Here is a 21,684-nt window from a genome sequence, read left to right on the forward strand (position 1 = left end):
ATCTGATTTTTCCTGTGATTGTGCCTGACTAACAGGCTGGAGTGATTATTGCCGGTCAGGCAAAAGCAGCGTCGATCTGGGCTTGATCGATAATTGTGCCGTCCAGAATTTGCGGCAATACCTGCGAATAAATGCCGAAGGCGTTGTTAACATGCGCTCCGACTGCATCAGATATTGCAATAATTGCTGCCGCATCCAGTACGGCAATCTCGCCTGTTGATGTGACCCAAGGCGTTGTAAAATTTGGATTGGCTTTTGCGGCTTCACGCGCACCAGCAATCATGATCTTAGAACGGTCATCAGTAGCAATATGCAGGCCATTAAATTCAAACCCACCGGTTTCTTTCTGCCAGCGTTTGTCGGCAGCATAGGCTATAAGTGCAGACTGAATATTTTCAGGTGGGGTAGCATCAACAACGTTGCCATTTATCAATCGCTTATTTGCTTGATCTTCAAGCAAATCTTGCCACTGATTTTCGGTGATTTCAACAGCATGAGGTGGGATATTGTCAGAGTTAATGATTGGATCATAAAAAGCTAAAACTTTTCCATCTTCGCTTAAGGTTGCTAGCTTCATATCAATACCCCACAGATAAATAGTTGACGCGGACGTTTGTAGATGTGGCTGAAGCTCTAAACTCAATCGCGCCCTTCGGAAGACCGGCCTCCCCACCCGTCCATGGCGCAACGGTTCCTGAATATGCTGAATAATTTCCAGATGACAGAATGGCTGTAACATGCGTGGTTGGGTATGAAATTGGCAAAGATATAGTTCCCCTGCCGCCACTATCTACAGCAATCGAAGAAGTTCCAAACTGAACAATTATATTTCCGGTTGACGATGGGATGGTGAAATAACCAGATGAAAAACCTCGGGAAGTTGATATAATATCTTGCTTTACATCAATTTCTGATTTCGTCGCTATTCGCTCCCATGAAGTCCATGATGTATTTCGCCAAGACCGAATATACATTATTTGGTTTGAAGTTCGCCCTTCATAAAATACCTGAACGCCCCATGCACCGCCACCTTCAAAGTACCCCTGAACATAACCATTTATGCTTGTAGGCTTGTTTGCTGTGTTCGATCCAGCAGCCATCCACCCGTTTTGTTTGAATTCATTCAAATCTGAAACGTATGAACCTGTCGCCTTCAATCTATTGGGTAGCTGGTTTTCAGGTATAACCCCTAAAGCCGTGTAGACTGCATTAGCGTCATCGCCTGCAAGGAGTGTACGGGCGAACTCTGTAAGCGTTGAGACATCCATCGTGCCGGTACCGCTAAAAAAAGGCACCTTATCCGCTACACTGTTCAAACCTGCAAAAGCATCAATGTTGCCATTACCGAGCTTATCAATCAGTGCTCTGGTCTGAGCGGTAACCCGCGCACCATCTGGCAAGTAGCGCATGCGATAAGCGAACGTGCCACTGGCGCCAGCCCACGGTTCTGTGAAATTACCAGTGTTATTACTCTTAATCAGCGGATCAACAGCAGACGTTCCCGCGATTACCGCAGTAAATCCCTGTAACTGTACTGTATCCCCTTCGCGGAAACCTGCCACGCGCCATGCAGTGCCTGTGCCGGTAAATGCAGTTGAGCCCTTGGTGACAGTTATCGTTCCAGATAGATAATCAGATAAAACAGCCATATTTATTCCTTCCCTCGCATATGCAAGAGGCATTGAAGATCAGAGATTAGGGTGAGATCTTTAGCTTAAGGTCGCGCTATTCCGAGAACGTAATAACGAATACCAAGCGGATCACCGTAATAGTCGGTGCGCTCAGAACCAGAGCTGTTTGACCAGAATTTTGCTGACCATGCGCCTTTGTTCATCCAAAATTTGACCTTGTTATTTTCCAGACGGGCAAGTGATGAATGATTGCTGGGTGGGCCATATTGAGGACCGCCACTTGATGTGTAGCTGTAATAAATTGCCATCGCAGGCGGCATGATCCGGTCAGAGAATACGAGACTGTATTTCAGGAAAGGAATAAACCCATTATTCTCAAAGTTTAGTTCATGAGCTTGTGCACCAAACAGCATGGTATTTTCTGCCGCACCTGATGAAAACTGATCAAAAGGGATATACCCCTCTTTCACAATCTGGATCATCGGCAGGCGACTATCCATCATCACATCATTGGCGCGGGATGCAGGATCAGAAGTTCCGGGCTTTTTGATCTGGATGAAATATTGCTGGCCGTCATGCCCCTTATATAGGATTTCCCTGCCACCTGTTGAACGCGCAGAAAAATCAATATTAGAGACCATATAGGTAACAATGACCGGCTCTGAGCTTTCATTGAAAATTTCAACACTTTGCTCATGCACTTTGTAGGAAACATTAATGTAATTGTTGCGGACATATCCGCCCAACATATGAGGCGGAATATATTGCGGCTGACCTTGCAGCCGGATCATCATATCAACAATCGCATCAGGCGAAAGCTTAAACCCATATGGCACCGGCAGCACAACCGATCCGCCAGTACCAATGGTTGTTGTCTCCCCCGCCATGATGATTGAAGCGAGATTGAGACTGCTATCAATGATCCTGTGCCGCGTACCAGCAGAACTGTCAACCGAATAACCAGGGCGGGAAAGGATGAACTCCTGCCTGTTCCATCTCAGAGCTTCCAGCCCCTGCACATGAGGGTAAGTTGTCATCGGGCTGCTGTCAGCAGGCAAATCCCAATAAGCAACAATAACTTTTTTCTCTACAGGTCCATCACTGTTTGTAGCAATAACTCCGGGTCGGTTAGCATCGTTAGGCGCTGGCGCGCCACCAATCCAGCATAACCAGCTGTCTAGGCCCATATAAGATAGAGAATTATTCGTTCTACGTATCCAATCACCTGTACCGCCATACATCGAAGGCTTAAACCACGCAGAACCAAATTGAGAGGTGCCAATTACGGCACTTTCGTTATTTAAGCTGTCTGATATCCAGTGAAGAACACGTTGCGCACAATACACCCGTCCATCAGGTTCGAATATCCGCGCTTCCACCATTGGTACATAAGAAATATCTTTGAAGATATTATTATAGCGAGCATAAATATTCGTATTGGTAAGATGGATACTGCCTCCATATTTTATGGTATAGGCAGCATATTTTCCTGTAGAGCTTGTACCTTCATAATCGTTCACCTGACCATTAGAAAGGTTGTGATAATTGAATGATGCTGTCCATTGATCTCGGATATAAGCCAGCTTCTGTGTCTCACTGTTGAAGAGATACCGATCATAGGCCGTGTTCGCCAATGTCAGCGCATCATCATCATTGTATTTCAGAACTTTGAGAACCTGACCAACACCCGGCTTATAGCCCATAAAGAACTGTGCCATCTGCCCTCACGTATACATCCGGATTTCGGCACGATCCCCGAAACCAGTGATAACCAGCCTGCCGTTATTGGAAGTGAGCTGATCAAAGAAAACCTGGCCAATACGAGCGCGTTCAATATAAACTTGGCGATCCCTCACCACGAACGGGAATGTCATATTATCGGGGTCACTTGGATCAACTACGGCAAACTGGTCAGCAAAGACCATAAACTGGCCAAAATCCTTGGTGACATTGACGAACCAGCCTGCGCGCCGCCATGACTCACCCGCCCCAACACGAGCGAAAGCAGAAATACGCATGCTGGTTCCGCCGCTACCGGCAATAGCTTCCATACGGAAGGTACCCTCAGACACATCACCGCCAACAGCCGCGTTAACTTGCAACAAAGCATTAGTGATCGCAGTTATGTCTTCATCAACACCGTCAACACGAGCCCGCAGCAGATTAACAATACTGGTATCGGCTTTATCGCTCAATGATACATTGATCTGCACCAACTGCTGACCGATTGCACTGTTAGGTCCTGTTGCCGTGTAAATATCTTCGCGCCACTGTGCCTTTGCATTTCCAAACGTACTACTCAGTGTACGGCTTAGCGTTTGAATATTGGAATAAATGCTGTTGTGATTATCCGCTGTCAGTGTTGCCTGCTCTTCGGCCTGCCTGATCAACTCACGGGTTTGACCTGTGACCCAATTCAACAGTCCCTGCATGTCTTTTTCCAGACCATCATAATCAACAGGGTCTTGCTCACTACGCGCATCCAACGTGAGAACACGTACAGGCACAGTCCACGCCACCGCTCGAGTGCCGGAGGCGACACGCAAACGAGTGCGCACCCACCATTCTGTCAGACTGGTCAGGCCATCGGTTAGCTGCACGGTAGAAACATCGCGGTTGACCTGCTTATCGAATATCTGTGTCGCGTCAGTATCCGGCCAATACTGAATATCAACGCCAGTCACAGTCAGATCTTTGATTTCATCCCATGAGATGCGAATACCCGCATGCTCTTCACCGGCAGAACCAACAACAATATTCGCAAAATATTGCGGATGCTGCACTTCTAAAAGATAAACCGGATCACCTGCGGGTGTCGGCACAGGCGGATTGGTGGTGTAAGCAGTCGGGTCAAAAATGCCGTTGCCAACTTCTTGCAGCGCCAGCGTTATATCGCGTGTGCCATCAGCACCCAATGCACCAAGCGATTTTGTAAGAACCTGAAACGTCTTGCTGAAATTGTACCGACCGGACTGCCATGTGACCCACTGGCCAACCTTCAGTTCCAAAAATTTAGGATGCACACAGATTGATGCACTGGCCTGATAGCGCGATGCACGGATCGCAATATCTGCCAGACGATCACCAACACGTGGGTCAGTCACAGCGGTATAATCAACCTTGGATGCAAAGCGTTCACGATCCTGAGCCAAAGCATTCTGGTCAATTCGTGTCTGCAAAGGTGTCGTTTCATAGAATGCCTCAGGACTGACATATGTACCGGCAATCGTGTTCACCAATTCGGAACGCGGACGTGACAAGGACAGCTTAAATGGCTTTTCCAGATTGATATCATCATCTGTAATTGTGGCAACAACAGCCTGATTGGCACCGATTATCGGATATTCACCCATGACCGCCTCAACCCACGATGCGGCACAAGCTTCGCGCAGCGGGGTCATATTGCTGTCATGGGTAATTGCATCACCGGATGAAGCAATCAAGGCAGCTGTGTAGCGTTTGCTACCGTCTGGCATGCCCTCAGCGCAGATATTCATAGCAGTAAACCACTCGGAAAGCGGCAAACGGTCTGCGGACGCACCACGCCCCACCATCATCTCAGTGCCATTGAACAAACCACGTTCAAGATTATACATCATAACAGCAGGGTTATCGGAAAACTCCCATGTGTTCTGATCATTCCACCGATGCGCACCGGAGCCACCAACAGAGCTATCCTTGCGTGGGTCATAAAGCGGCGCACCGCGCACCTCAAACAACAGGCTAGGCGGGGCGGTCAGGTTATCCTGATCCATTCGCGAGGTAACAGCCACATAGGAAACGCCAGCACCACGATGATCAGCAGTCCAGCGGCCTGAAGGATTGGAATAACCAATAAGCTGCGGATCGGCAGCTTGCGCCATGGCGCCATTATAAAAACGCACCCAAACTTCACCACCTTCATGAACATCCAGCACACGCCGGCCAAACTCTTCCTCAACTGAAGAAATGGCCTTCCATTTCCCGTCCATCATCACACGTTCAAGGCTGACACAGCGAAAATCTGAAACCTTAAACACGTCCTGCACCATGCGGTTGCCTTCTTCGAAAGCATTGCGGTAGACGTGATGCCCCATGGTACCAAAAACACCCATGCCGATTTCACGGGCGAGGTTTTCACCATATTGCGTCTCAGTTTTAGAGGCTTGAGCCTTCGGCTTTTTGGCAAAGATTGAGGTCAGTGCAAATTTGGCAGCAGCTGCCAGCCCACCCAAAACAATATTGGCCAGAACTGTACCGCCGAACAGCCACGAACCAGCTGCACCAATAGCACCGACAATAAGCGATATCGGCTCTGCAGAGGCCGGTGAAGCCAACAGCACAAAGACCAGCAATAACAGGATTTTCATCAGGCTACCTTGAAAGCTCTTTCAGCCATAGTGCGCGGGATGAAGCGCAAGCCATCATCGCCTTTGACAGCGAAGCCATACTCACAAAAATATCCGGCAGTTTTCTCATACACTCCGATATCGCCGCGCTGTGCCAAGGCGGGTGCAATTTCCTCAAACTGCCCCGCCAGAACCGATGCAACATCGGAAAAGCCACGCGCTTTGATGAGTTTATATGCACCGGTCATGCTGCGATATTTTCCGCGGATATCCGCTGCCGGATCGGTGCCGGTGATTGCCTCAACAGCATCGGCAACCGTCAGCAAACAATCGCTCTTTCCCCAAACACAAGGCGTGTTGAGGTGACGCTCTGTGACAGCCACAAAGCGCTTTTCCCAATCGGAATGTCTCATGATTTTTAAGGCACCGTTATGAAGAAGTTTTCACGCTTGATGACAGATGCATATTCAAAGAATTTATCACCGGCAGAAACCAACTGCTGATCCGCATGGGATGCAGAGCGATATCCGTCTCTGTGGTTTTCCAGAGCCGAGGTTTCGATATTTGCCTTGAGCACAAACTCACCATTATCGAAGGAATGGTCAATCGTATCGATAAAACCACGATGCATAGGCTCAACAAGCAGAAGCTCATGTGTATCAGGATCAAAATAAGCATCATACAAAATAACCGTACGGCCTTTGTAATCCACACTTTCAATCTGAGCCAGAATATCCGGAGTGATACCAAAATCCGATGCTGTCGGCATGGTAATCACAATAGGCAAAGCCTCTGCCCCCATCTGAAACGGCGGCTCTTCAATGGCAATCAGCTGGTTTGGGATATAGGTATTCCCGCCCCATTGCAGCTCCGCAACACCGTTCCACATATACCATGTTCCGGTACCAAATCTGAAATCACCCATAGAGCGGACTATCACCCGCCCCTCAGCCAGCAACTGCTGTAATCGTGTAGGAAAAGCCATTTTTTCTCCAATGGCAATAACTGGACACTCCCGAACGAGTCAGGTCTCTTGTAAGAGTTAACAAGCGAGGGAATATTGAAAGATGATCGACAATAAAGCATTACCAAACGGCAATGTAGAAATCAGCATTGATGGGAAAACGGAAACTCTTCAATCTGCCATTGTAAGTGCATTCATTTCGCAAATTCTTGCTGGCATGTCACAACAGGCAGAAATGAGCGGAGACATTACCCCAGAGGGTGGAGCTATTCTTTACCCAACTGGGGCAGGCGTTGTTTTTCACAAGGAAAGCGGTGAACCGCGACTTCAAATTATGTTCGGTAAAGCAATGTTCGTAATTGCCATGCCTGCTGGGGAAATGAAAAAAGTAGCTGCCACGATCAATCAAATGGTTGAGGGGAAATTTGCTTAATGAAGGTGTCGTAGTTATCTTTATATGGGTCAAAGATAGGGATACGACTTACCAGCACTTCATCAATATTGACAAAATAAGGCGGATATTTTTCCGCCTTATTTTGTATGACTTTCTGTAGATCATTATTCATCTTGGAACCTCTACGAGTTGAAAAGTAGCAACTGGACGCGAACCATTTGGAAGCTGAAATGAGCCAGGCATAAGCCGGGTATTCAGTTCCGGACGCTTGAAGCGAACTGTTGCTCCTGCCGCAATATAGGCCGCAATCGGCTGATCCACGGTCACGGACATTTGCGTACTGACAGCAGTCGCACCGATAACAATCTGCGACATTTGCCGGTAATTGTTGTGAGTGAAAGAAATCAGATCACCGGCCAGTAATTTTAGACCCGGCATCACACCGGTCAGCTGTACGGTGCGGCCATTGGTGACAGTGCCACGAACAGCCGTGCCGACAATATGCGGATGATTTGCATCCCCCCAATATGCTTGCGGTACACAGACTGCAGTAGGGCGATAAATCACTGTTTCCATGCCATCACGGGCAGCTGCGATAAACGCCTGAAGTTGCACTACCTCCCGCACACGCAAAGGCAGCGTTTCCATATCAATAATCCGGACAGGATCGGCATACTCAACAAATGATATTGCCCTGCCCCCATATTTTGATGATGAAACGAACCGTTTAAGCTGCGGATATGAGGCCTTAAACCGCACAGACGAGATAAGATCAATCATACCAATCCCCTGCGATTTGCCTCACGGCTATCACGCCTTAGCCGCGCAGCCCCGCTTTTATCGTATGATCTAATGCCGTTTTGTGTCGTTGTTTGCGCAATGTTCTTTACATAGGCCTGCAGATTGCCATTTTGATCGACACTGACACCAACATCGATTTTCGTTGAACCGACATCGTTACTCTTGGTGCCAGCAGCCTTCAAGATCGGCATTGTCGGAGCTTTCAATGTAGCCATGCCACCATCATTCAAACGTAAACCACGCCCGCTGTTTATAGCCTCTAAGATGGGCCTGAATTGCTTAGTTGCCGCTGCATTGACGACATACTCACCATTAGAAAGCATTGCCGGAATACTATCCGATCTGGGTCCACCAGCACCACGCAAGAGACCGCCGGTAGCGGCATAAACAACGCCACCATTCTTCCGACCGACGATACTACCAAACAGAGATGAGAACCAATTACTGCCACCGGACTGTCCAAAAATGCCATTAAGAGACATTTCCAGCAGTTTATCCAAGACCTTATTCAAAGCATCGGCAAATGCTTCTGCCGCTGATTTACCAGCAATAAAATCATTCAGAACGCCGCCTGTGGCATCCTTCCCGACACTTCGCCAATCCTCAAGGCTGGAACGAATATCATCCTGAGCCTGCGCTAGCTTACCGGCTTCCTGAGTGGCTAATGCAAACTGCTCAGCAGTTGCTGCAATCTCAGAGCGCAATTGAGGTGTAATCGCTACACCAGCCTTTTGCGCAGCATTTAAAAGCTCTTGCGTAACCCGTGCTTTTTCAATGGCGTAGCCGTAGTCATCAATAAGAGGGTTAATCTGTCGCTGCGCTTCCGTTTCAGCAATCAGAGCGGCAGTACGATCAGCGATTGATTGCAAATCTTCCGAGAAGTCCTGCTCCGGTGTTTTACGCTCTTTACGAGGCTTTTTACCTTCCGCAGAACGCCTTGCATCTGCGGCAAGATTAGCCTGTGCCTGCGCCTTGATCTGCTGATCTGTAAGGATAAAACCATCCTCAACAGATTTTTTGCGGATTGCAGCAATTTCATTTTCAAGTGCAAGCTGATCTTTGGTCAGGGTGTTCCGGCGTTGAGCGTCTTTGATGTAGTCGTTACCGGCAGAACGTGCCTTAATATAAGGATCGAGGGCAGATCGTTCAGAACGCCCTTCTTTCATAGCACTCATGCCTGACAATGCGGCAAATTCAGCTCTCGCCTGCTGTGAGCCTGCGATAACGTTTGCAAGCATATCAAGTACTGGCTGGAACTGATTTGCGGCCTCCTCAAAATTGTAATCGGCACGCGCCATATCAAATATCGCGCTTTTCGCATCCTCAGCGGATAACGATCCGTCATCCAATCCATCTTTAAGGCGCTTAAGCTCCTCACGCTGCTCATCAGTCACAAGGCTCATTGACTGTACAGGTATCCAAGCCTCAAAAAGATTATCAACAGCCTGTCGAGCATCTTCAACAGCTTTGGTTGAAGCCTCTATTTCTTTTTCTCGAAGGAATAAATCCTCCCCATTAGTTTTACGTCGAGCCTCTTCAACCTTATTGCCCGCAGTTTCGGCTTCCTCGCCCATCCGCTTCAGACGCTGTGCAAATAAATCTGCGCCATCACCTGCACGGCCTGAACTCGTTGAAAATAATGCAAGCGCACCGACAACAGTTCCGCCGATAATCATACCCAACGGTCCTGCTGCAGCACCTATACCACCAAATGCTGTAGCCAGCCCTGAAAGGCTCGATGCTGTACGTAATGCAGCTATCAAAGACAAAGTTGCACTTGTCGCCAAGCCAAGACCACGCACCATAGATACAATAGAGCGACCAACCAATGCACCGGCAATGATTGCGGCAAGTTTCAAAACAATATCAGCCGTTGTATCAAAATTATCCGCTAGCGCGTTCAAACCGGCAATCAACCGCTGAGACGCACCAAGACCCTTGTCGGTTTCACCAACATATTGGGTCATCGCATTGTTGACCTTGGTCAAACCGTCTGAGATCGTTGAGTTCGTTTTATTAAATGCGGCCTCAATTTGCGGCTGCGCTGCAAGTATGGCTTTGAAAACTTTATCCGAGGTCAACTTACCCTCGGCACCAAGGTCTTTTAGACCAGCGATGCTGACTTTAAAATAATCCGCAATCGCCTGTGCCAGCATTGGCGCATTTTCACGCACCGACCGTAGTTCATCCCCTTGCAGCATGCCGGAACCAAGCCCCTGCCCTAACTGCAAGATACCTGCCGCCTGCTCAGATGCCGCAGCGCCACCAGCCTTGAATGCCTTGTTCACAATCTCGGTTGCTCTGGCAACTTCCATCTCAGATTGTGCGACGCCCTTTGTCGAACGCATAAGCTTGGCATAAAGATCAGCCGTTTCAGAAATGCCGCTCCGAGTATCATTGGCAATCTTGTTCAGGTCTTCAAGCGATCTGGCCTGCATACTAGCCACCTGACCCGCAGCTGCAAGCTTATTCCCCGCCACTGTCCATGCATCTGCATATCGCGCCACTTCACGTACAGACAGCGCGGCGCCAATTCCAGTCAATGGGGCAGTCAAGCCGCTAAAAGACCGTGCAAAAATTGCATCAAGATTTTTATTCATCTGACGCGCGCGGTTTTCTACAGCGCGGAATTGACGGTTAGAGATGCCGTTCATTTTGGCAAGCTCACGGTCAAAACCTCTAATGTCAGCAGAAAGCTGCACAACGAGCTTTTCAAGATCTGTTGCCATTCAGTTCTGTATCCTGATAAGAAAAAAGCCCGCATAAGCGAGCATGAAAATGGAGGGGGCTAATGAGCATTCAAAGGTATAGGCTAACAGCGTCTGGCTGGATTGGCGCTGCTTTATTCATACTACCAACACCAATAGCCGTTTGGTTATCTACTCCGCCTAATCTGTCAGAGGGTGAAGCTGCATTTCAAAGAAGGCTCACTGAAATGAGTGGAGCAATCCAAATTCACACACCATCGCCTCTGCTGCTAACAATTCTTGCAACGCTAACACTCATCGGTCTTGTTATGGTGATTGTTGGCAGGGAGATACACACGGATTAATACGGCTGTATGCGCGGCCAATTATAGCCATTCGAACAGCTCATTCTTTTCTTTTTCTGTCAGGCCTTTGTCGTTTTCCGGTGTATTGGCGGCGATATAACCGTCAAGAGAGGCCATAAACTGCCACATAGACATGCGCCGCACTTGCTGCGGCGAATATCCTAAAGCTGCACCGTTTCCGTAGATGGCGGCAAATCGGATTTTCCCGTTGGGGAGGCTGTCAAGTTGCTCTCCTCCTGATCTGCCGCCTCCTGCTCCCCCACTGGTTCTTCCGGTGATCCGTGAAGCCCGATCTGCAATATACTCATCGCATAAATCAGATTTTCAGAAGCTGGCCGCTGTTCAACATACCGCTGAACAAGCTTGGTGGCATCAGTCGGAACCATACCACCGCCAATCAGACCTTGCCGGATAACATGGGCAATCTCTCCGATCAGGCAGGTCTTATTCGCCAATCGCTCAAGGATAACCCACGGCCCTGCATCGCAAGCTTCTTGCAGTGCTTCGATCTCACCCCACCCAAGGCGAAAGGTATAAGTCCCATCCGCCCATGTGAGTTCAACAGATGCATCCCTGCTCATACTGGTGTGACCACGCGTTTCATTTCGCCATCAGACTGCATTGAAACATTGAGTGTTGCGCGCTGGCCGTTGGTAGCGCCAGCCTCAAGACTTTCAATATGCATCGCGCCTGTCCATGTCACAGTCTTGAGTGGGAATTCCCATTCAACCTTCACCGGTACAGAGTCGATGCTGTCAAATGCATCCAACCATTTCTCAACGCTTTCTGCGGCAAGAACCCCTTCTCCGTTCACACTCATGGATAGGCTAGTGGCATCGCGCCCCATCCAATCCACTTTGTCAGGGTCGTCACAATCAGGAACCTGAACTTCTTCCAGTCCCTTATTCAGTGTGATTGAGCGCTGCGTGAAACCGCACGGAGCAGTAAACACAGCCGGTGTTGCATCGTTACCAATCAGGACGCGGAACTTGCCGCCTTTGATCGTTGTAGCCTGCGCCATGATGATTTCTCCTATAATGGCAGCACAAAAAATCCCGCCGGACAGGCAGGAGATGAATAATCAAATTTTCACTGGATCAGGACGAAGCGACCTGCTTGGCCGCTTGTCTCACAGAACTTCTGATACGGTTTCGGGTGCTTTTCTTGTTCGCTCGGTAAGACGGATAGAAATATGGCTGAGCGCCCATTTTCTGCGTACCGAATTCTACCCAACGCGCATAAAAGGCATCGCTATTGCCTGCATAAATGGTGATGGTCAGTTCACCGGCAAGACTTGCCTCAGCAACCTTACCAATGGTCATCGCCCCTTTGGGAACCTTGCCCCATGTCCAGCCAATACTGTCACGTAAAGCACCCTGATCCACAGGAACAAGACTTTTCGCCAGACTGACTATTTCTTCGGCTGACTGCTCAAGAGCCTGCTTGATTTCCTGTTTAGCAACTTTCGATAATCGGCCAATCTTCCGCTGAAGTTTGACAAGTCCGATAATACGGGAAGCAGTCGCCATTATTCTGCAACCTGTTCCGCGGCCTTCACTGATTGTTTTGTATTATCTAATGATACAGCCTTGCCCGCAGCAATCGCCCGATCTGCACATTCTTGCTTCACGGTCATTTCAATACCGGCCTTGTAAGCTACAGTCGTTTGTTTTGTGGGCTTATAATCGTAATCTTCGGTAAATCGAACGCGCGCCATTATTCATCCTCTATAATTGCAGTTACTTGAACAATGCCGTGAGCCGTGATGCCGTCAGGATCATCAATCACTCGAACCAAAGTCACGGTCATTGAAACTAAAGCCCCATTGCTCATATCAGCATCAATATCGTGGAGCGCTTTCTTGACCGCATCCGCCAATGCTTTACACGGCCATTTTCTCCCTTGATCACGTGACCAGCAATCAAGCTGAATTGTCTCGTGGCGACCAGCAATACAATCCGCATCATCAGGCGAATAATCCGTCGCCCCAAAGCTGATATAGGGAAACTCTGCATTCTCTGGCACACCGTCATAAATGCGGGAACCAACCAACGCCACGATAGCTTGATCAGCTTGTAGCTTGTTCAAAATCACATCTTGCAAGCTGACAGAAACACTCAAAGCGCCACGCCCTTTTCAGCAGTAATTTCTAGAAATTGCCGGTCATTTGTTGGAACAATAGAGCGGATATTATAAACATCGCCGCGCCAATTGCCTTTGGCATCATATGCACCGGCACGAACGTCACGCATACGCCAGGCTGTAGTAATCTGGCGTGTAACCGAATTGCTGTAAACCGTAACAACGACCGGCTGCTTACCCTGTAAGCGAGCAGCCTGAACCGTTTCGCCACCACGTAGAAAGCGAAATGCAGCGTATTCCTTCACAGCAACATTATCAGCAGTCCAGCCATTTTCAGTACCGCCATGACCATCCGGTATCTTGGAAGGCGCATCGAATGCGACAGAGTAATCCATCTGCCCTGCGTCGATCATCAGAACACCTGTCTTATAGTAATTTATGATGAGGTTTAACGGCTAGACTATTCAAGGAGAGTCAGCTTGGATGGCTTAATTAAAATTTAAAGGAATCAAACATGAGTAATAATCAAAATAATAATATTGAGCATAAAAGTTACTCACCAAAAACCGTCCCATCAGGCGGGGGCAGCGGTGTTGAGGGGAATTACACCGCTCCGACCCAACAAATTGATGTTCCACCGCCGCCTAAAAAATAATTTACTTTCGTCTAAATCTTACACGGGCAATTTCAGACACAGGAATATAAGTTATGGCGGCTCCCCAGCCGTCATAATCGACATCATCTTCAGTTTCCCATTTGCCATCTGTATTCTTAATGTCGGTAACATACATGAGAATGTCACCGGACGCCCAGAATGCGAACGGACCATTAGGTTTCTGAGAAAACTTATGTAAATCCTCACAAAGCAATATCGTTCCATCTTTCAATCGAACCGATAGCTGTGTTGCTTTTACGTTTGTTACCCCAAATAAGGACAACCATGCTGTCGGCACATCATCAGCATGACTTACATTGCCCACATGCAGCGCCTTATAGAATAATCGCCGCCCGACTAGTCTCCAAAATGCGCCTGACGAACATGCGACTAATACCGCAAAAAGCGAAGATAGTTGTAAACCGAATTCATGTTTTCGCAGTAGCGTATAACCAAACGCTGCGACAAACCCAAAAACCAAAGTCCCAAAAGCAACATCAATTTGCTTATGATGATCTCGCAATCCTACGTGTGAAATAAAATACCCAATATACCCACATGCGAATGTCACAAGAGTTGCCCAAGGCAAATTAAAAATATCAGACCCACTTAAAACTTTTTCCATCTACTTCCCCACACAGCATTATTAATCATCTTTGTATCTTAAGAGAATTTCAAAAGTGAGGGATAAGTAAAAAGCCTCACGGGTCAAAATGCAAAACTTCTGTGATGCGCAACCATCGCCTTCACGCCGTAAGGCACGCTGTTTGTAAGATCTCCCGTGATGTCGGAGCGTTGCAGGTAAAAACTGGCCGCCAACATCAACACTGCTTGTGCTAGTTTGGCCGGCACATTCCCGGCGCCAAGACCTGCTTTGAATACGACCGTTACGCTCGAAACTTGTGGCGCATTTTCTACGACCAATCGATTATCGCAGATTTCAAATTCTGTGATTGTACCGGTTGCGCCTAACATATCCACGTAAGCGATAGAAACGATTTCAGGATTTGGATAACCATCAAAAGATAGATGAAAGCTTTTCCCTGTAGCAGTAAATTCCGTTTTCAGAAGTGTAGTCTGACAAGCATCCTTCACCCACTCAACGGCTGAGTTGATGTAATGCCCGATCAAGTCATCATCATCGTTGTGCCGAATGCGGCAATGTTGTTTCACCAGATCCAAAGAAACAACTTCACCCACAGGTTCGCCGGATTGTTCAATTTTCATAGTGGCCTCACTTACAAGAGAAAGGGGCGCTTGATGCGCCCCTTTAAGCTTAGCCACCAGTACCAGCAGGAGCCACAGTCAGATCACCATGCACAATGCCTTCAGGACGCAACGTTTCAAGCTGAATGCGCTCTTCAAGCAGTATGGTGACCTTGTTGGTGACAAAGTTATCGCGGTCTTCGGTTGAACGGCGGATTTCAATACCTTTACGCTGCCAGAGCAGTGTATTGCCGACAAAGCCACCAACAATGAACTTGCCTTGCGGCAGGCCTTTAGTGCGGACGACAGGCAATCCCCAAGCCGTATTCCCTGCAAAGGCAGGGTGCAAATAGCGACCGTCCTTGTCCTTCGCCAGATCAAGTGCTGCAGCGTCCAGATGATTCATGACCACCGCTGAGGCAATCAGATCAGCATCAGCAACCTGCGCAATGGCAACGCGAATATCATCCATTGCGTTCTCTGGTGTTGTACCTGGAATAAGGGCGTTATTGTAAGCGGTCGAGTTTTTAATCAAACCGTCAACACGGTTCGCCGCACCGGTGCCATTCAGCACTTCGGCTTCTTCTTTCAGGAGCAGGCCGTACAGCCCACGCTGATTGATGTAAGCTTCCAGTCCGTCAACATCATCCAGCGTTTCTTCGTTAATGCGGAAGAAATGCGCCATCTTCACCATAGCGGCCTGTTTAGCTGCAAAGGTGAGTTCGGACTGTGGTTTCTGCGCACCGGCGGCAACCGTTGCGGCTGCGTTTGTGTAGCCGCTTTCCTGCAGATATTCGATCACAGCCGCAGAAGTTGATGCAGATGGAATAATATCACGCAAAAACAGCGCCTGATTAACCGGAGCAATCATACCACGGTTTCCCCGACGCGCGCCGGCAGGCAATGTGATCGTGCCGAATGAAGCAGATGTAATATCCTTTACTTCGACAGTTTCACGGCCAAGAATGCGGTCTTTGAAGTTTTTCTGCTCCGCAATAATGCGACCGAGGGACTTTTCTTCCTGACGACCAGCTGACATTTTTTTGGTCAGATCAGTGACAGCCTCGCCGAGTTCGGTTAGCTCGTTACGGCTATCCTCAATGCGAGACTTGATATCAGTGACATCCTCGCCGGATGCCTTCTTTTCTTCCAGAACAGCCAACTGTTCAGACAGGTCAGCCTGCGCCTTTTTAACTTCGTTGAGTGTGGTCTTTGCACTATCGAGCGCTTCTTTAATTTCCAAGTCCATGTGTATTCTCCTAAAGATGGACAATCAGAGTTTGAAGCTGTCTTTAATCAGCCTCGCGGTCTCCGAAGCGGACGCGTCACGCTGTCCATCGCTCAGGATTTGTGGCGCAAGCGCAGCCTGCGCTTTTGCTAACCATGCAGGGAAACCAGCATCACGCATGGCGCTTTCCACTGCACGTTTAAGTGGTGTAAAATCTCCGTTGGATTTCGCGGCTGAAATCAATTCACCAATATTCTTGATTGCATCAATTCCGGCCTCCTCCTGCATCGGAAGTGGCGTTACTGAAATCTCATAAAGCGCAACCTCTTTCAGAAGGCGCGCAGTGCCTTGCAATTCTGATTTCAGGGTTCGGTAACCAATAGACAGGCCTTTCAATGCCCCCATCTTCAACAGATCATACGTCTCACGCCCCTTCACTGTTGAAAGAGCAAGTTGCCCCTCAACCCGAAGGCCAGTTGTATCTTCTTCAACCTTGAGCCATTTCCCGATTGGTTGATCAATATTATGGCTCCAGAACATCAGCGGGTGGCGCACTGATAAGCTTTTAAGATAAGCGCCTGCGGTCACTATATCCCCGCCCTGATCCTCAATATTGAAACGGGATGCATAACCGGAAATAAGTCCGGTTTCAGTAACTGCTTCGGTTTCAATCGCAGCAAATTTTGTTTCAAGCTCCATCTTTTACCTCTTTTGCAGGTACGGCGCGCGGCAGCTCATCCCCGCCTTCAATCGGATTCTGGCCAGTACGGGCACGAATATCATTCGGGGTTTCCCAAGCAGCGTTGTTGCCGAGCGCTTTCGAGCCGTATTCACCCTGCGTTTTCAGATCACCGCGGTAATATTGGTTTTCGTCCATATTCACGAACTGGTCAGCTTTCAGCATGGAGAAAGCAATCGCCTGCTCCCACCGGCGCGCCCATGGTGCAAGCGTAACCGTGACGTGATAATCCATCGCATCTGCAATGCGTGTCAGGGATTGGCCTGCTGCATCATGAGCAAGGAAAATCGGGTGAATACCGTAAGCCCGGGCAACTTCCTCAATCAGGAAACGGCGCGTTTCAAGCAATTGCATTTCTGCCTGTGTCGGAACGATGCTTCTATAAGTCGTGCCACTGTCAAAAATTGGCGTTCCGGGCAATTTGTCCGCCAACGCTTCTTTGACGAGCTTTGCAGCTTCAGGTGACAGTTGCTGATCCGTTGAAAGATACCCGCGAACAGACTTCTTCGCGCCATCTTCCGTCTGCCGCCCTTCCAATGTGAGCGCAAGGCTTAAGACCTTTTGGATTTCGCTTGTTACATCAAGCCCCTCAATGTCACTCCAACGAGGGGCCGTAATTTCAATGAAGTCTCTTCTGGTCAGATCTGAAACCGAACCAATGCCCGGAATTGTACCGGAGTAAAATACTCTGCCCGTTTCACTGTCTTTTCTTGGTGTAACATTACCATCCAAAAGCGGGATAAGGCGTCGTATCTTTCCTTTATAGCCACGATCAATGTAGGCGCGCCCAACGCCTTCGAAGACTGCGTGTAAGGTCAGGCTCTCCACGAATTCAACAGGTGTCATATAATCGTTCGGGCTAATGGTCAGGCGTTCAAACAGATCGCCATCCATTACTGGCGCAGTGATCTTACGCCCCTTTTCATCATAGCGCTTTGTGCCAGTAATAATCGGCATCGCAGCGACACCTTCAGCAATTCGCAGCCCAGCCGCGAGAGCTGCTGTGACTTTCAGTTGGCGTTCTGATGCGGTGATTTCTCTCTCAATAACATATTCCTGATAGAAGCGGTTGCCGTTGAGGTCGTAATCTTTCTTGGAGAAAGGCCAAATGTTCATGTGAACAAAACTCCGCTTTCCATATAACTGCGTTTGCCTTTGCGCTCAGTCTTTGACGCTCCAACAGCCATCGCTTTTGACACCATGCCATCGATGCGGCCACGAGAGCGGTTCTTGTCGAACATCTGGTTTCCCATCCCATCGGAGCGCAAAACAGCGTTCGACGCGCAAACGTCTGTCATCTTGTTTGCGTCGATGATGACTTCTTGTTTCAGAATTTTGTCTGTGAACCGACTGATCGAATGAGGCATACAGAGCTGCCTATCCTCGAATGCGACCTTCAAGCCCTGCGCATGGGTGACGATCTTCAAGCCTGATCCGACCGGCTTATCTGGTCCCATGTACCGCCACACCGGAAGATTGATTTCCTCACAGGCCGAAATAAAACTGGTCACATACGCTGGGTCGACCGTCAGACTATCCACATTTTGCGATGCAACCAGATTTGCCACCTGCTGAGCGACAAAAGTGTAATCAATCGTTTCACTCTCACAGATCGTCACGTAACCATCACGCTCATAGGCCGAGTAAGGTATCCGGTCAGATGCTTCACGCGCTTCCAGCCCTGTTCTCGTAGTCCAGTACCAACTTTTGAGAGATAGCCTGTCCTCATCATCCCGCCAGCAGGCTGAAAGCGCGGTCAAATCGTTCTTCTGGGATAAATCGAGAGACAAGTAGCAAAGAATGCCCTTCAAATCGTCTTCAATAACCTTGCCCTGAACGGCTCGCCATGCGCTTTCATCATCCAGCCAAAAGCCTGATGAACCCACAGGAATACCGAAAAACAGGCGCTCTGTAGCAAGGCGCTGCGCTGCGATGTGCTTTGCAGTTTCAACACGCTTACGAACGTTCTCAATCGGGTACGTCACACCAAGAGCGGGTAACGCCTTTATCCAGCAGCTTTCATCCTCAAATGGCTTATCCTCGCGATCCACGCGAGCGATGTATGCGAATGCGCTGTCATCCTCGATTACACCTTCAACGACACGCTGATAGAACTCTGACAGGTCTGTAGCCACCGCCTGATCGGCCGCCGGTGTATTCGTTCCAAGTATAAGGAGCGGATCACCGCTCATTTTGTCGATGGCAGCGCGCCAAAGTTCAATTGCCTTACTTGTCCGCATCTCGTGAACTTCATCAGCAAAGACAGCAATAGGCTTAGGCCCCGAAATACTATCCCCTGAAGCCACAGGTAGAAACTTAGACTGTGTTGCCGGATGCTCGATTTTCCACGCATTATCGCCGGTGCCGCGAATAAGAACGTCCCCACGGCTTTCTAATGTCTCTCCATCACGTTGCGGTATTTCAGACCTGCACAGTGCCACAGCATCGGAGAACAGTACTTTTGCCTGATCACGATCATTCGCAATTGCATATGCTTCTGCTCGTTTAATGCCACAGTACCCAATCAGATAAAGACCAACAGCACCCATCCACGGCGACTTGGCCTGCCCCTTACCCGTTTCAACCCACGCATGGCGGAACCGGCGGCGACCTTCTGCGTCACGCCAACCGAAGAGTGAGCCCGTTGCAAAAACCATCCAATCTAAAAGATGGAATGGCTCTCCGACCTTCGCACCAGCACTGACCGTAAACATGGCAGGAAAAAACCTGAACGCTCTTTCTGCGTGTTCAATATCAAAATACAATCCGCGTTTATGACCATGTTTCAGATCATTTACATGCCGTTTACATGCTGCGCGTACAAACCTGCCGGCAATAATCTCACCAGATATAACTTTATTGGCGTAATCCGTTGTGCGATCCAAGGAACTCGTCGCTTGGCGCACCACCTGTTTTTTCTTTCTGGCTGGTTTCTTTTGCAACTGCTTCACCGAACATCGCCTTTTCAAGCCTTAGGAGGCGGTCATTCAGCTTCTCACAGGCAGACCAGTTAAAATTGAATACGTCGCCTCCGTTTGGGCCAACAGTTACCGGCCCCTCATCCGCCGCAGTCGGGTACAGGCATTCATATTCAACACGAGCGCGAACATACCGATCAGCACGGGCAAGGTTGGCAATCGTAATTGCTCCCGCTTCTTTCAACGCACCGATAACTTCTTTCCAGATCAGGGATGCAAGCTCTGCCCGCTCTTCATTCTCGCGGAAAATTTGCGCGTAACGCGGCTGGTTTATCTTCATATGAACGCCTTAGACCCGTACCCCCTTTGTGAAACTGGTTTGAGTGAAAATGAAGGGGGGACGCGGGTACTGCAAAACAAGGGGGGTCTTTAAGATTTAGGGGGGGCTTCGACCAATCAGATTGCTTGAATATGTCCTCTTGCAAGCGCATCACAATCAGGCTCAATAATGCCTGCTTCTACCTGCTGCATGCTTACCTTAATCGTTATATCTGTACCGTTTACGTCTGCCCACCCAAGCCATTGACCATCACACCATGCAGTTAGGCCTGAAGGTGAAGCACGAAGCTCGATACGTTTACGATCCGCTTGCATGCTCATACCCTCTTGTTCCATGGGTGATCAGGATCGACTGGCCTACCATCATCATCATGACCGCTGATATAGCCTCTGTGTGTGGCTCTCTGTACTGGTTGGTCATGGCAGGACTTACATACTGCTATGATGTTCTCAGGATCAAGAAACAGCTCCATATCGCCCTTATGATCTTTCTTATGGTGCGCAACAGGCGAATTAGGAACATTCCCCTTGCCTATCAGTAACTCCCCGCAGCCCGGCCATTGGCAGATGTAATTGTCACGCTGGAATATCTGTAACCGCAACTGCTGCCATGCAGGTAACGCATATAACTTGCGATGCTCTGGCCTGTGACGCTTACGTGCTTGCTTTGATGTTACCGACACTACGCTGGCCTGCCTGTTACCGGCGCTTCATCAGTCATCACTTACCCCTTGCTGCGGCTGCAATCCATGCAATGCCAGCGAGAGCCAACCACATGAGAATGACTATGCCGATAAAGTGCCAGAATGATTGAAAGGTGAATTCGAGAAAGGTCATTCACCCTCCCCATGTTTGGACAATAAAAAACCCCGCACTAGGCGGGGCACCAAGAATTGCATACATATTTACTTAAGAATTTTATATTAGTAATATATAAATTCACGGGGAATTTTTATTACTTTGGAAGGTTGATTATGCATCATTCAAATAATGAAAATCACTCAATTCCGCCTCCTTTAGAAGAGGAGTGTCGAACCTCATTAGAGCGCAAAAGCTCAATCACTACAAATTTAATTTATATAGCCACTATATTGATTATATTTAATGCTGTTTATTCAATATCTTGTTTAATTGAGTAGCAACTTCAGCTGCTTTCCAATGCAACATCTGGTTCCGCCTCATGGGATCGAACCACGATCGGCACATTCAAAGTGCGCTGTCCTACCTTTAGGCGAAGGCGGAAAATAAGATCGTCTCACCAAAGAAAAGAACAAATATAGAAATCCCCCTATTCCTATTTTAAGCGCCGTACGGCCTCATTAATCACTCACAGCAATTCACACAGCC

Annotated in this window: 24 protein-coding genes and 1 tRNA gene; 2 read left to right on the forward strand and 23 right to left on the reverse strand. The window is 48.6% G+C overall.

Annotated features, from left to right (window positions below):
* Window positions 1-55: 55 nt before the first annotated feature.
* The 6 genes from F7P81_RS12255 to F7P81_RS12275 all read right to left on the reverse strand — a co-directional run bounded on the left by F7P81_RS12255 (window position 56) and on the right by F7P81_RS12275 (window position 6,944).
* The gene (locus F7P81_RS12255; RefSeq protein ID WP_170265272.1) at window positions 56-577 is read right to left on the reverse strand and encodes a DUF4376 domain-containing protein; all 522 of its coding nucleotides are present in this window, start codon (window positions 575-577) and stop codon (window positions 56-58) included.
* Window position 578: 1 nt separating this feature from the next.
* Entirely contained in the window at window positions 579-1,649 is a 1,071-nt protein-coding gene (locus F7P81_RS17120) for a pyocin knob domain-containing protein (RefSeq protein ID WP_170265273.1), read from the reverse strand.
* Between the two features lie 65 nt (window positions 1,650-1,714).
* Complete coding sequence (locus F7P81_RS12260; protein ID WP_151159701.1) at window positions 1,715-3,349, reverse strand: hypothetical protein; 1,635 nt, start codon at window positions 3,347-3,349, stop codon at window positions 1,715-1,717.
* 6 nt (window positions 3,350-3,355) lie between these two features.
* Window positions 3,356-5,980 (reverse strand): phage tail protein, encoded by a 2,625-nt coding sequence (locus F7P81_RS12265; protein WP_151159702.1) that lies wholly within the window; start codon window positions 5,978-5,980, stop codon window positions 3,356-3,358.
* Window positions 5,980-6,372 (reverse strand): DUF6950 family protein, encoded by a 393-nt coding sequence (locus F7P81_RS12270; protein WP_151159703.1) that lies wholly within the window; start codon window positions 6,370-6,372, stop codon window positions 5,980-5,982. The genes F7P81_RS12265 and F7P81_RS12270 overlap by 1 nt, the downstream gene beginning before the upstream one ends.
* A 5-nt stretch (window positions 6,373-6,377) precedes the next feature.
* Window positions 6,378-6,944: a hypothetical protein gene (locus F7P81_RS12275; protein ID WP_151159704.1), complete on the reverse strand. Its 567-nt coding sequence runs from the start codon at window positions 6,942-6,944 to the stop codon at window positions 6,378-6,380.
* An 82-nt stretch (window positions 6,945-7,026) separates the two neighbouring features.
* Here F7P81_RS12275 and F7P81_RS12280 point away from each other — a divergent pair, with 82 nt between their 5' ends.
* The gene (locus F7P81_RS12280; protein WP_151159705.1) at window positions 7,027-7,356 is read left to right on the forward strand and encodes a hypothetical protein; all 330 of its coding nucleotides are present in this window, start codon (window positions 7,027-7,029) and stop codon (window positions 7,354-7,356) included.
* Between the two features lie 129 nt (window positions 7,357-7,485).
* Here F7P81_RS12280 and F7P81_RS12285 read toward each other — a convergent pair whose 3' ends face one another.
* From F7P81_RS12285 to F7P81_RS12320, 8 genes are all read right to left on the reverse strand, one after another.
* Window positions 7,486-7,965, reverse strand: a complete 480-nt coding sequence (locus F7P81_RS12285; protein ID WP_151159706.1) for a hypothetical protein — start codon at window positions 7,963-7,965, stop codon at window positions 7,486-7,488.
* Window positions 7,966-8,093: 128 nt separating this feature from the next.
* Complete coding sequence (locus tag F7P81_RS12290; RefSeq protein WP_151159707.1) at window positions 8,094-10,847, reverse strand: tape measure protein; 2,754 nt, start codon at window positions 10,845-10,847, stop codon at window positions 8,094-8,096.
* Window positions 10,848-11,331: 484 nt separating this feature from the next.
* Window positions 11,332-11,751, reverse strand: coding sequence for a gene transfer agent family protein (locus F7P81_RS12295; RefSeq protein WP_151159708.1), 420 nt, complete (start codon window positions 11,749-11,751; stop codon window positions 11,332-11,334).
* Window positions 11,748-12,191: a phage tail tube protein gene (locus F7P81_RS12300; protein ID WP_151159709.1), complete on the reverse strand. Its 444-nt coding sequence runs from the start codon at window positions 12,189-12,191 to the stop codon at window positions 11,748-11,750. The genes F7P81_RS12295 and F7P81_RS12300 overlap by 4 nt, the downstream gene beginning before the upstream one ends.
* 76 nt (window positions 12,192-12,267) lie before the next feature.
* Complete coding sequence (locus tag F7P81_RS12305; protein WP_151159710.1) at window positions 12,268-12,699, reverse strand: HK97-gp10 family putative phage morphogenesis protein; 432 nt, start codon at window positions 12,697-12,699, stop codon at window positions 12,268-12,270.
* Entirely contained in the window at window positions 12,699-12,887 is a 189-nt protein-coding gene (locus F7P81_RS12310) for a hypothetical protein (RefSeq protein WP_151159711.1), read from the reverse strand. The genes F7P81_RS12305 and F7P81_RS12310 overlap by 1 nt, the downstream gene beginning before the upstream one ends.
* Complete coding sequence (locus F7P81_RS12315; RefSeq protein ID WP_151159712.1) at window positions 12,887-13,291, reverse strand: DUF3168 domain-containing protein; 405 nt, start codon at window positions 13,289-13,291, stop codon at window positions 12,887-12,889. The genes F7P81_RS12310 and F7P81_RS12315 overlap by 1 nt, the downstream gene beginning before the upstream one ends.
* Window positions 13,288-13,665 carry a head-tail adaptor protein gene (locus F7P81_RS12320; RefSeq protein ID WP_151159713.1) on the reverse strand — a complete coding sequence of 126 codons (378 nt, stop codon included), beginning with the start codon at window positions 13,663-13,665 and terminating at the stop codon, window positions 13,288-13,290. The genes F7P81_RS12315 and F7P81_RS12320 overlap by 4 nt, the downstream gene beginning before the upstream one ends.
* A gap of 101 nt (window positions 13,666-13,766) precedes the next feature.
* Between F7P81_RS12320 and F7P81_RS17125 the strand changes: the two genes are divergently transcribed.
* Window positions 13,767-13,907 carry a hypothetical protein gene (locus F7P81_RS17125; protein WP_170265274.1) on the forward strand — a complete coding sequence of 47 codons (141 nt, stop codon included), beginning with the start codon at window positions 13,767-13,769 and terminating at the stop codon, window positions 13,905-13,907.
* A 1-nt stretch (window position 13,908) separates the two neighbouring features.
* On the opposite strand, the gene F7P81_RS12325 is transcribed toward F7P81_RS17125, so the two are convergent.
* From F7P81_RS12325 to F7P81_RS12370, 9 genes are all read right to left on the reverse strand, one after another.
* Window positions 13,909-14,532 (reverse strand): hypothetical protein, encoded by a 624-nt coding sequence (locus F7P81_RS12325; RefSeq protein WP_151159714.1) that lies wholly within the window; start codon window positions 14,530-14,532, stop codon window positions 13,909-13,911.
* A gap of 83 nt (window positions 14,533-14,615) precedes the next feature.
* Window positions 14,616-15,134 carry a head-tail connector protein gene (locus F7P81_RS12330; RefSeq protein ID WP_151159715.1) on the reverse strand — a complete coding sequence of 173 codons (519 nt, stop codon included), beginning with the start codon at window positions 15,132-15,134 and terminating at the stop codon, window positions 14,616-14,618.
* A gap of 49 nt (window positions 15,135-15,183) precedes the next feature.
* Window positions 15,184-16,362, reverse strand: a complete 1,179-nt coding sequence (locus tag F7P81_RS12335) for a phage major capsid protein (RefSeq protein ID WP_151159716.1) — start codon at window positions 16,360-16,362, stop codon at window positions 15,184-15,186.
* A 24-nt stretch (window positions 16,363-16,386) separates the two neighbouring features.
* Window positions 16,387-17,040, reverse strand: coding sequence for an HK97 family phage prohead protease (locus tag F7P81_RS12340; RefSeq protein ID WP_151159717.1), 654 nt, complete (start codon window positions 17,038-17,040; stop codon window positions 16,387-16,389).
* Entirely contained in the window at window positions 17,030-18,196 is a 1,167-nt protein-coding gene (locus F7P81_RS12345) for a phage portal protein (RefSeq protein ID WP_151159718.1), read from the reverse strand. The genes F7P81_RS12340 and F7P81_RS12345 overlap by 11 nt, the downstream gene beginning before the upstream one ends.
* Complete coding sequence (locus F7P81_RS12350) at window positions 18,193-20,031, reverse strand: terminase large subunit (RefSeq protein WP_246176114.1); 1,839 nt, start codon at window positions 20,029-20,031, stop codon at window positions 18,193-18,195. The genes F7P81_RS12345 and F7P81_RS12350 overlap by 4 nt, the downstream gene beginning before the upstream one ends.
* On the reverse strand, window positions 19,937-20,338 hold the full coding sequence (locus F7P81_RS12355) for a hypothetical protein (RefSeq protein ID WP_151159719.1): 402 nt from the start codon (window positions 20,336-20,338) through the stop codon (window positions 19,937-19,939). Before F7P81_RS12355 ends, F7P81_RS12350 begins: the two co-directional genes overlap by 95 nt.
* Before the next feature lie 116 nt (window positions 20,339-20,454).
* Entirely contained in the window at window positions 20,455-20,673 is a 219-nt protein-coding gene (locus tag F7P81_RS12360) for a hypothetical protein (RefSeq protein WP_170265244.1), read from the reverse strand.
* Window positions 20,674-21,505: 832 nt separating this feature from the next.
* A tRNA-Gln gene (locus F7P81_RS12370) sits at window positions 21,506-21,579 on the reverse strand.
* Between the last annotated feature and the right edge of the window lie 105 nt (window positions 21,580-21,684).

This window comes from Pseudochrobactrum saccharolyticum, from assembly GCF_008801715.1.
Lineage (GTDB): Bacteria > Pseudomonadota > Alphaproteobacteria > Rhizobiales > Rhizobiaceae > Pseudochrobactrum > Pseudochrobactrum saccharolyticum.

What these genes read in the sequence shown, in the direction of transcription:
- F7P81_RS17120 (WP_170265273.1), bottom strand. Translation starts at nt 1,649, where the DNA reads ATGGCTGTTTTATCTGATTATCTATCTGGAACGATAACTGTCACCAAG.
- F7P81_RS12310 (WP_151159711.1), bottom strand. Translation starts at nt 12,887, where the DNA reads ATGGCGCGCGTTCGATTTACCGAAGATTACGATTATAAGCCCACAAAA.
- F7P81_RS12305 (WP_151159710.1), bottom strand. Translation starts at nt 12,699, where the DNA reads ATGGCGACTGCTTCCCGTATTATCGGACTTGTCAAACTTCAGCGGAAG.
- F7P81_RS12270 (WP_151159703.1), bottom strand. Translation starts at nt 6,372, where the DNA reads ATGAGACATTCCGATTGGGAAAAGCGCTTTGTGGCTGTCACAGAGCGT.
- F7P81_RS12355 (WP_151159719.1), bottom strand. Translation starts at nt 20,338, where the DNA reads ATGAAGATAAACCAGCCGCGTTACGCGCAAATTTTCCGCGAGAATGAA.
- F7P81_RS12300 (WP_151159709.1), bottom strand. Translation starts at nt 12,191, where the DNA reads ATGGCGCAGGCTACAACGATCAAAGGCGGCAAGTTCCGCGTCCTGATT.
- F7P81_RS12275 (WP_151159704.1), bottom strand. Translation starts at nt 6,944, where the DNA reads ATGGCTTTTCCTACACGATTACAGCAGTTGCTGGCTGAGGGGCGGGTG.
- F7P81_RS12280 (WP_151159705.1), top strand. Translation starts at nt 7,027, where the DNA reads ATGATCGACAATAAAGCATTACCAAACGGCAATGTAGAAATCAGCATT.
- F7P81_RS12345 (WP_151159718.1), bottom strand. Translation starts at nt 18,196, where the DNA reads ATGAACATTTGGCCTTTCTCCAAGAAAGATTACGACCTCAACGGCAAC.
- F7P81_RS12320 (WP_151159713.1), bottom strand. Translation starts at nt 13,665, where the DNA reads ATGATCGACGCAGGGCAGATGGATTACTCTGTCGCATTCGATGCGCCT.
- F7P81_RS12290 (WP_151159707.1), bottom strand. Translation starts at nt 10,847, where the DNA reads ATGGCAACAGATCTTGAAAAGCTCGTTGTGCAGCTTTCTGCTGACATT.
- F7P81_RS12325 (WP_151159714.1), bottom strand. Translation starts at nt 14,532, where the DNA reads ATGGAAAAAGTTTTAAGTGGGTCTGATATTTTTAATTTGCCTTGGGCA.
- F7P81_RS17125 (WP_170265274.1), top strand. Translation starts at nt 13,767, where the DNA reads ATGAGTAATAATCAAAATAATAATATTGAGCATAAAAGTTACTCACCA.
- F7P81_RS12265 (WP_151159702.1), bottom strand. Translation starts at nt 5,980, where the DNA reads ATGAAAATCCTGTTATTGCTGGTCTTTGTGCTGTTGGCTTCACCGGCC.
- F7P81_RS12335 (WP_151159716.1), bottom strand. Translation starts at nt 16,362, where the DNA reads ATGGACTTGGAAATTAAAGAAGCGCTCGATAGTGCAAAGACCACACTC.
- F7P81_RS12360 (WP_170265244.1), bottom strand. Translation starts at nt 20,673, where the DNA reads ATGGAACAAGAGGGTATGAGCATGCAAGCGGATCGTAAACGTATCGAG.
- F7P81_RS12340 (WP_151159717.1), bottom strand. Translation starts at nt 17,040, where the DNA reads ATGGAGCTTGAAACAAAATTTGCTGCGATTGAAACCGAAGCAGTTACT.
- F7P81_RS12330 (WP_151159715.1), bottom strand. Translation starts at nt 15,134, where the DNA reads ATGAAAATTGAACAATCCGGCGAACCTGTGGGTGAAGTTGTTTCTTTG.
- F7P81_RS12295 (WP_151159708.1), bottom strand. Translation starts at nt 11,751, where the DNA reads ATGAGCAGGGATGCATCTGTTGAACTCACATGGGCGGATGGGACTTAT.
- F7P81_RS12285 (WP_151159706.1), bottom strand. Translation starts at nt 7,965, where the DNA reads ATGGAAACGCTGCCTTTGCGTGTGCGGGAGGTAGTGCAACTTCAGGCG.
- F7P81_RS12260 (WP_151159701.1), bottom strand. Translation starts at nt 3,349, where the DNA reads ATGGCACAGTTCTTTATGGGCTATAAGCCGGGTGTTGGTCAGGTTCTC.
- F7P81_RS12255 (WP_170265272.1), bottom strand. Translation starts at nt 577, where the DNA reads ATGAAGCTAGCAACCTTAAGCGAAGATGGAAAAGTTTTAGCTTTTTAT.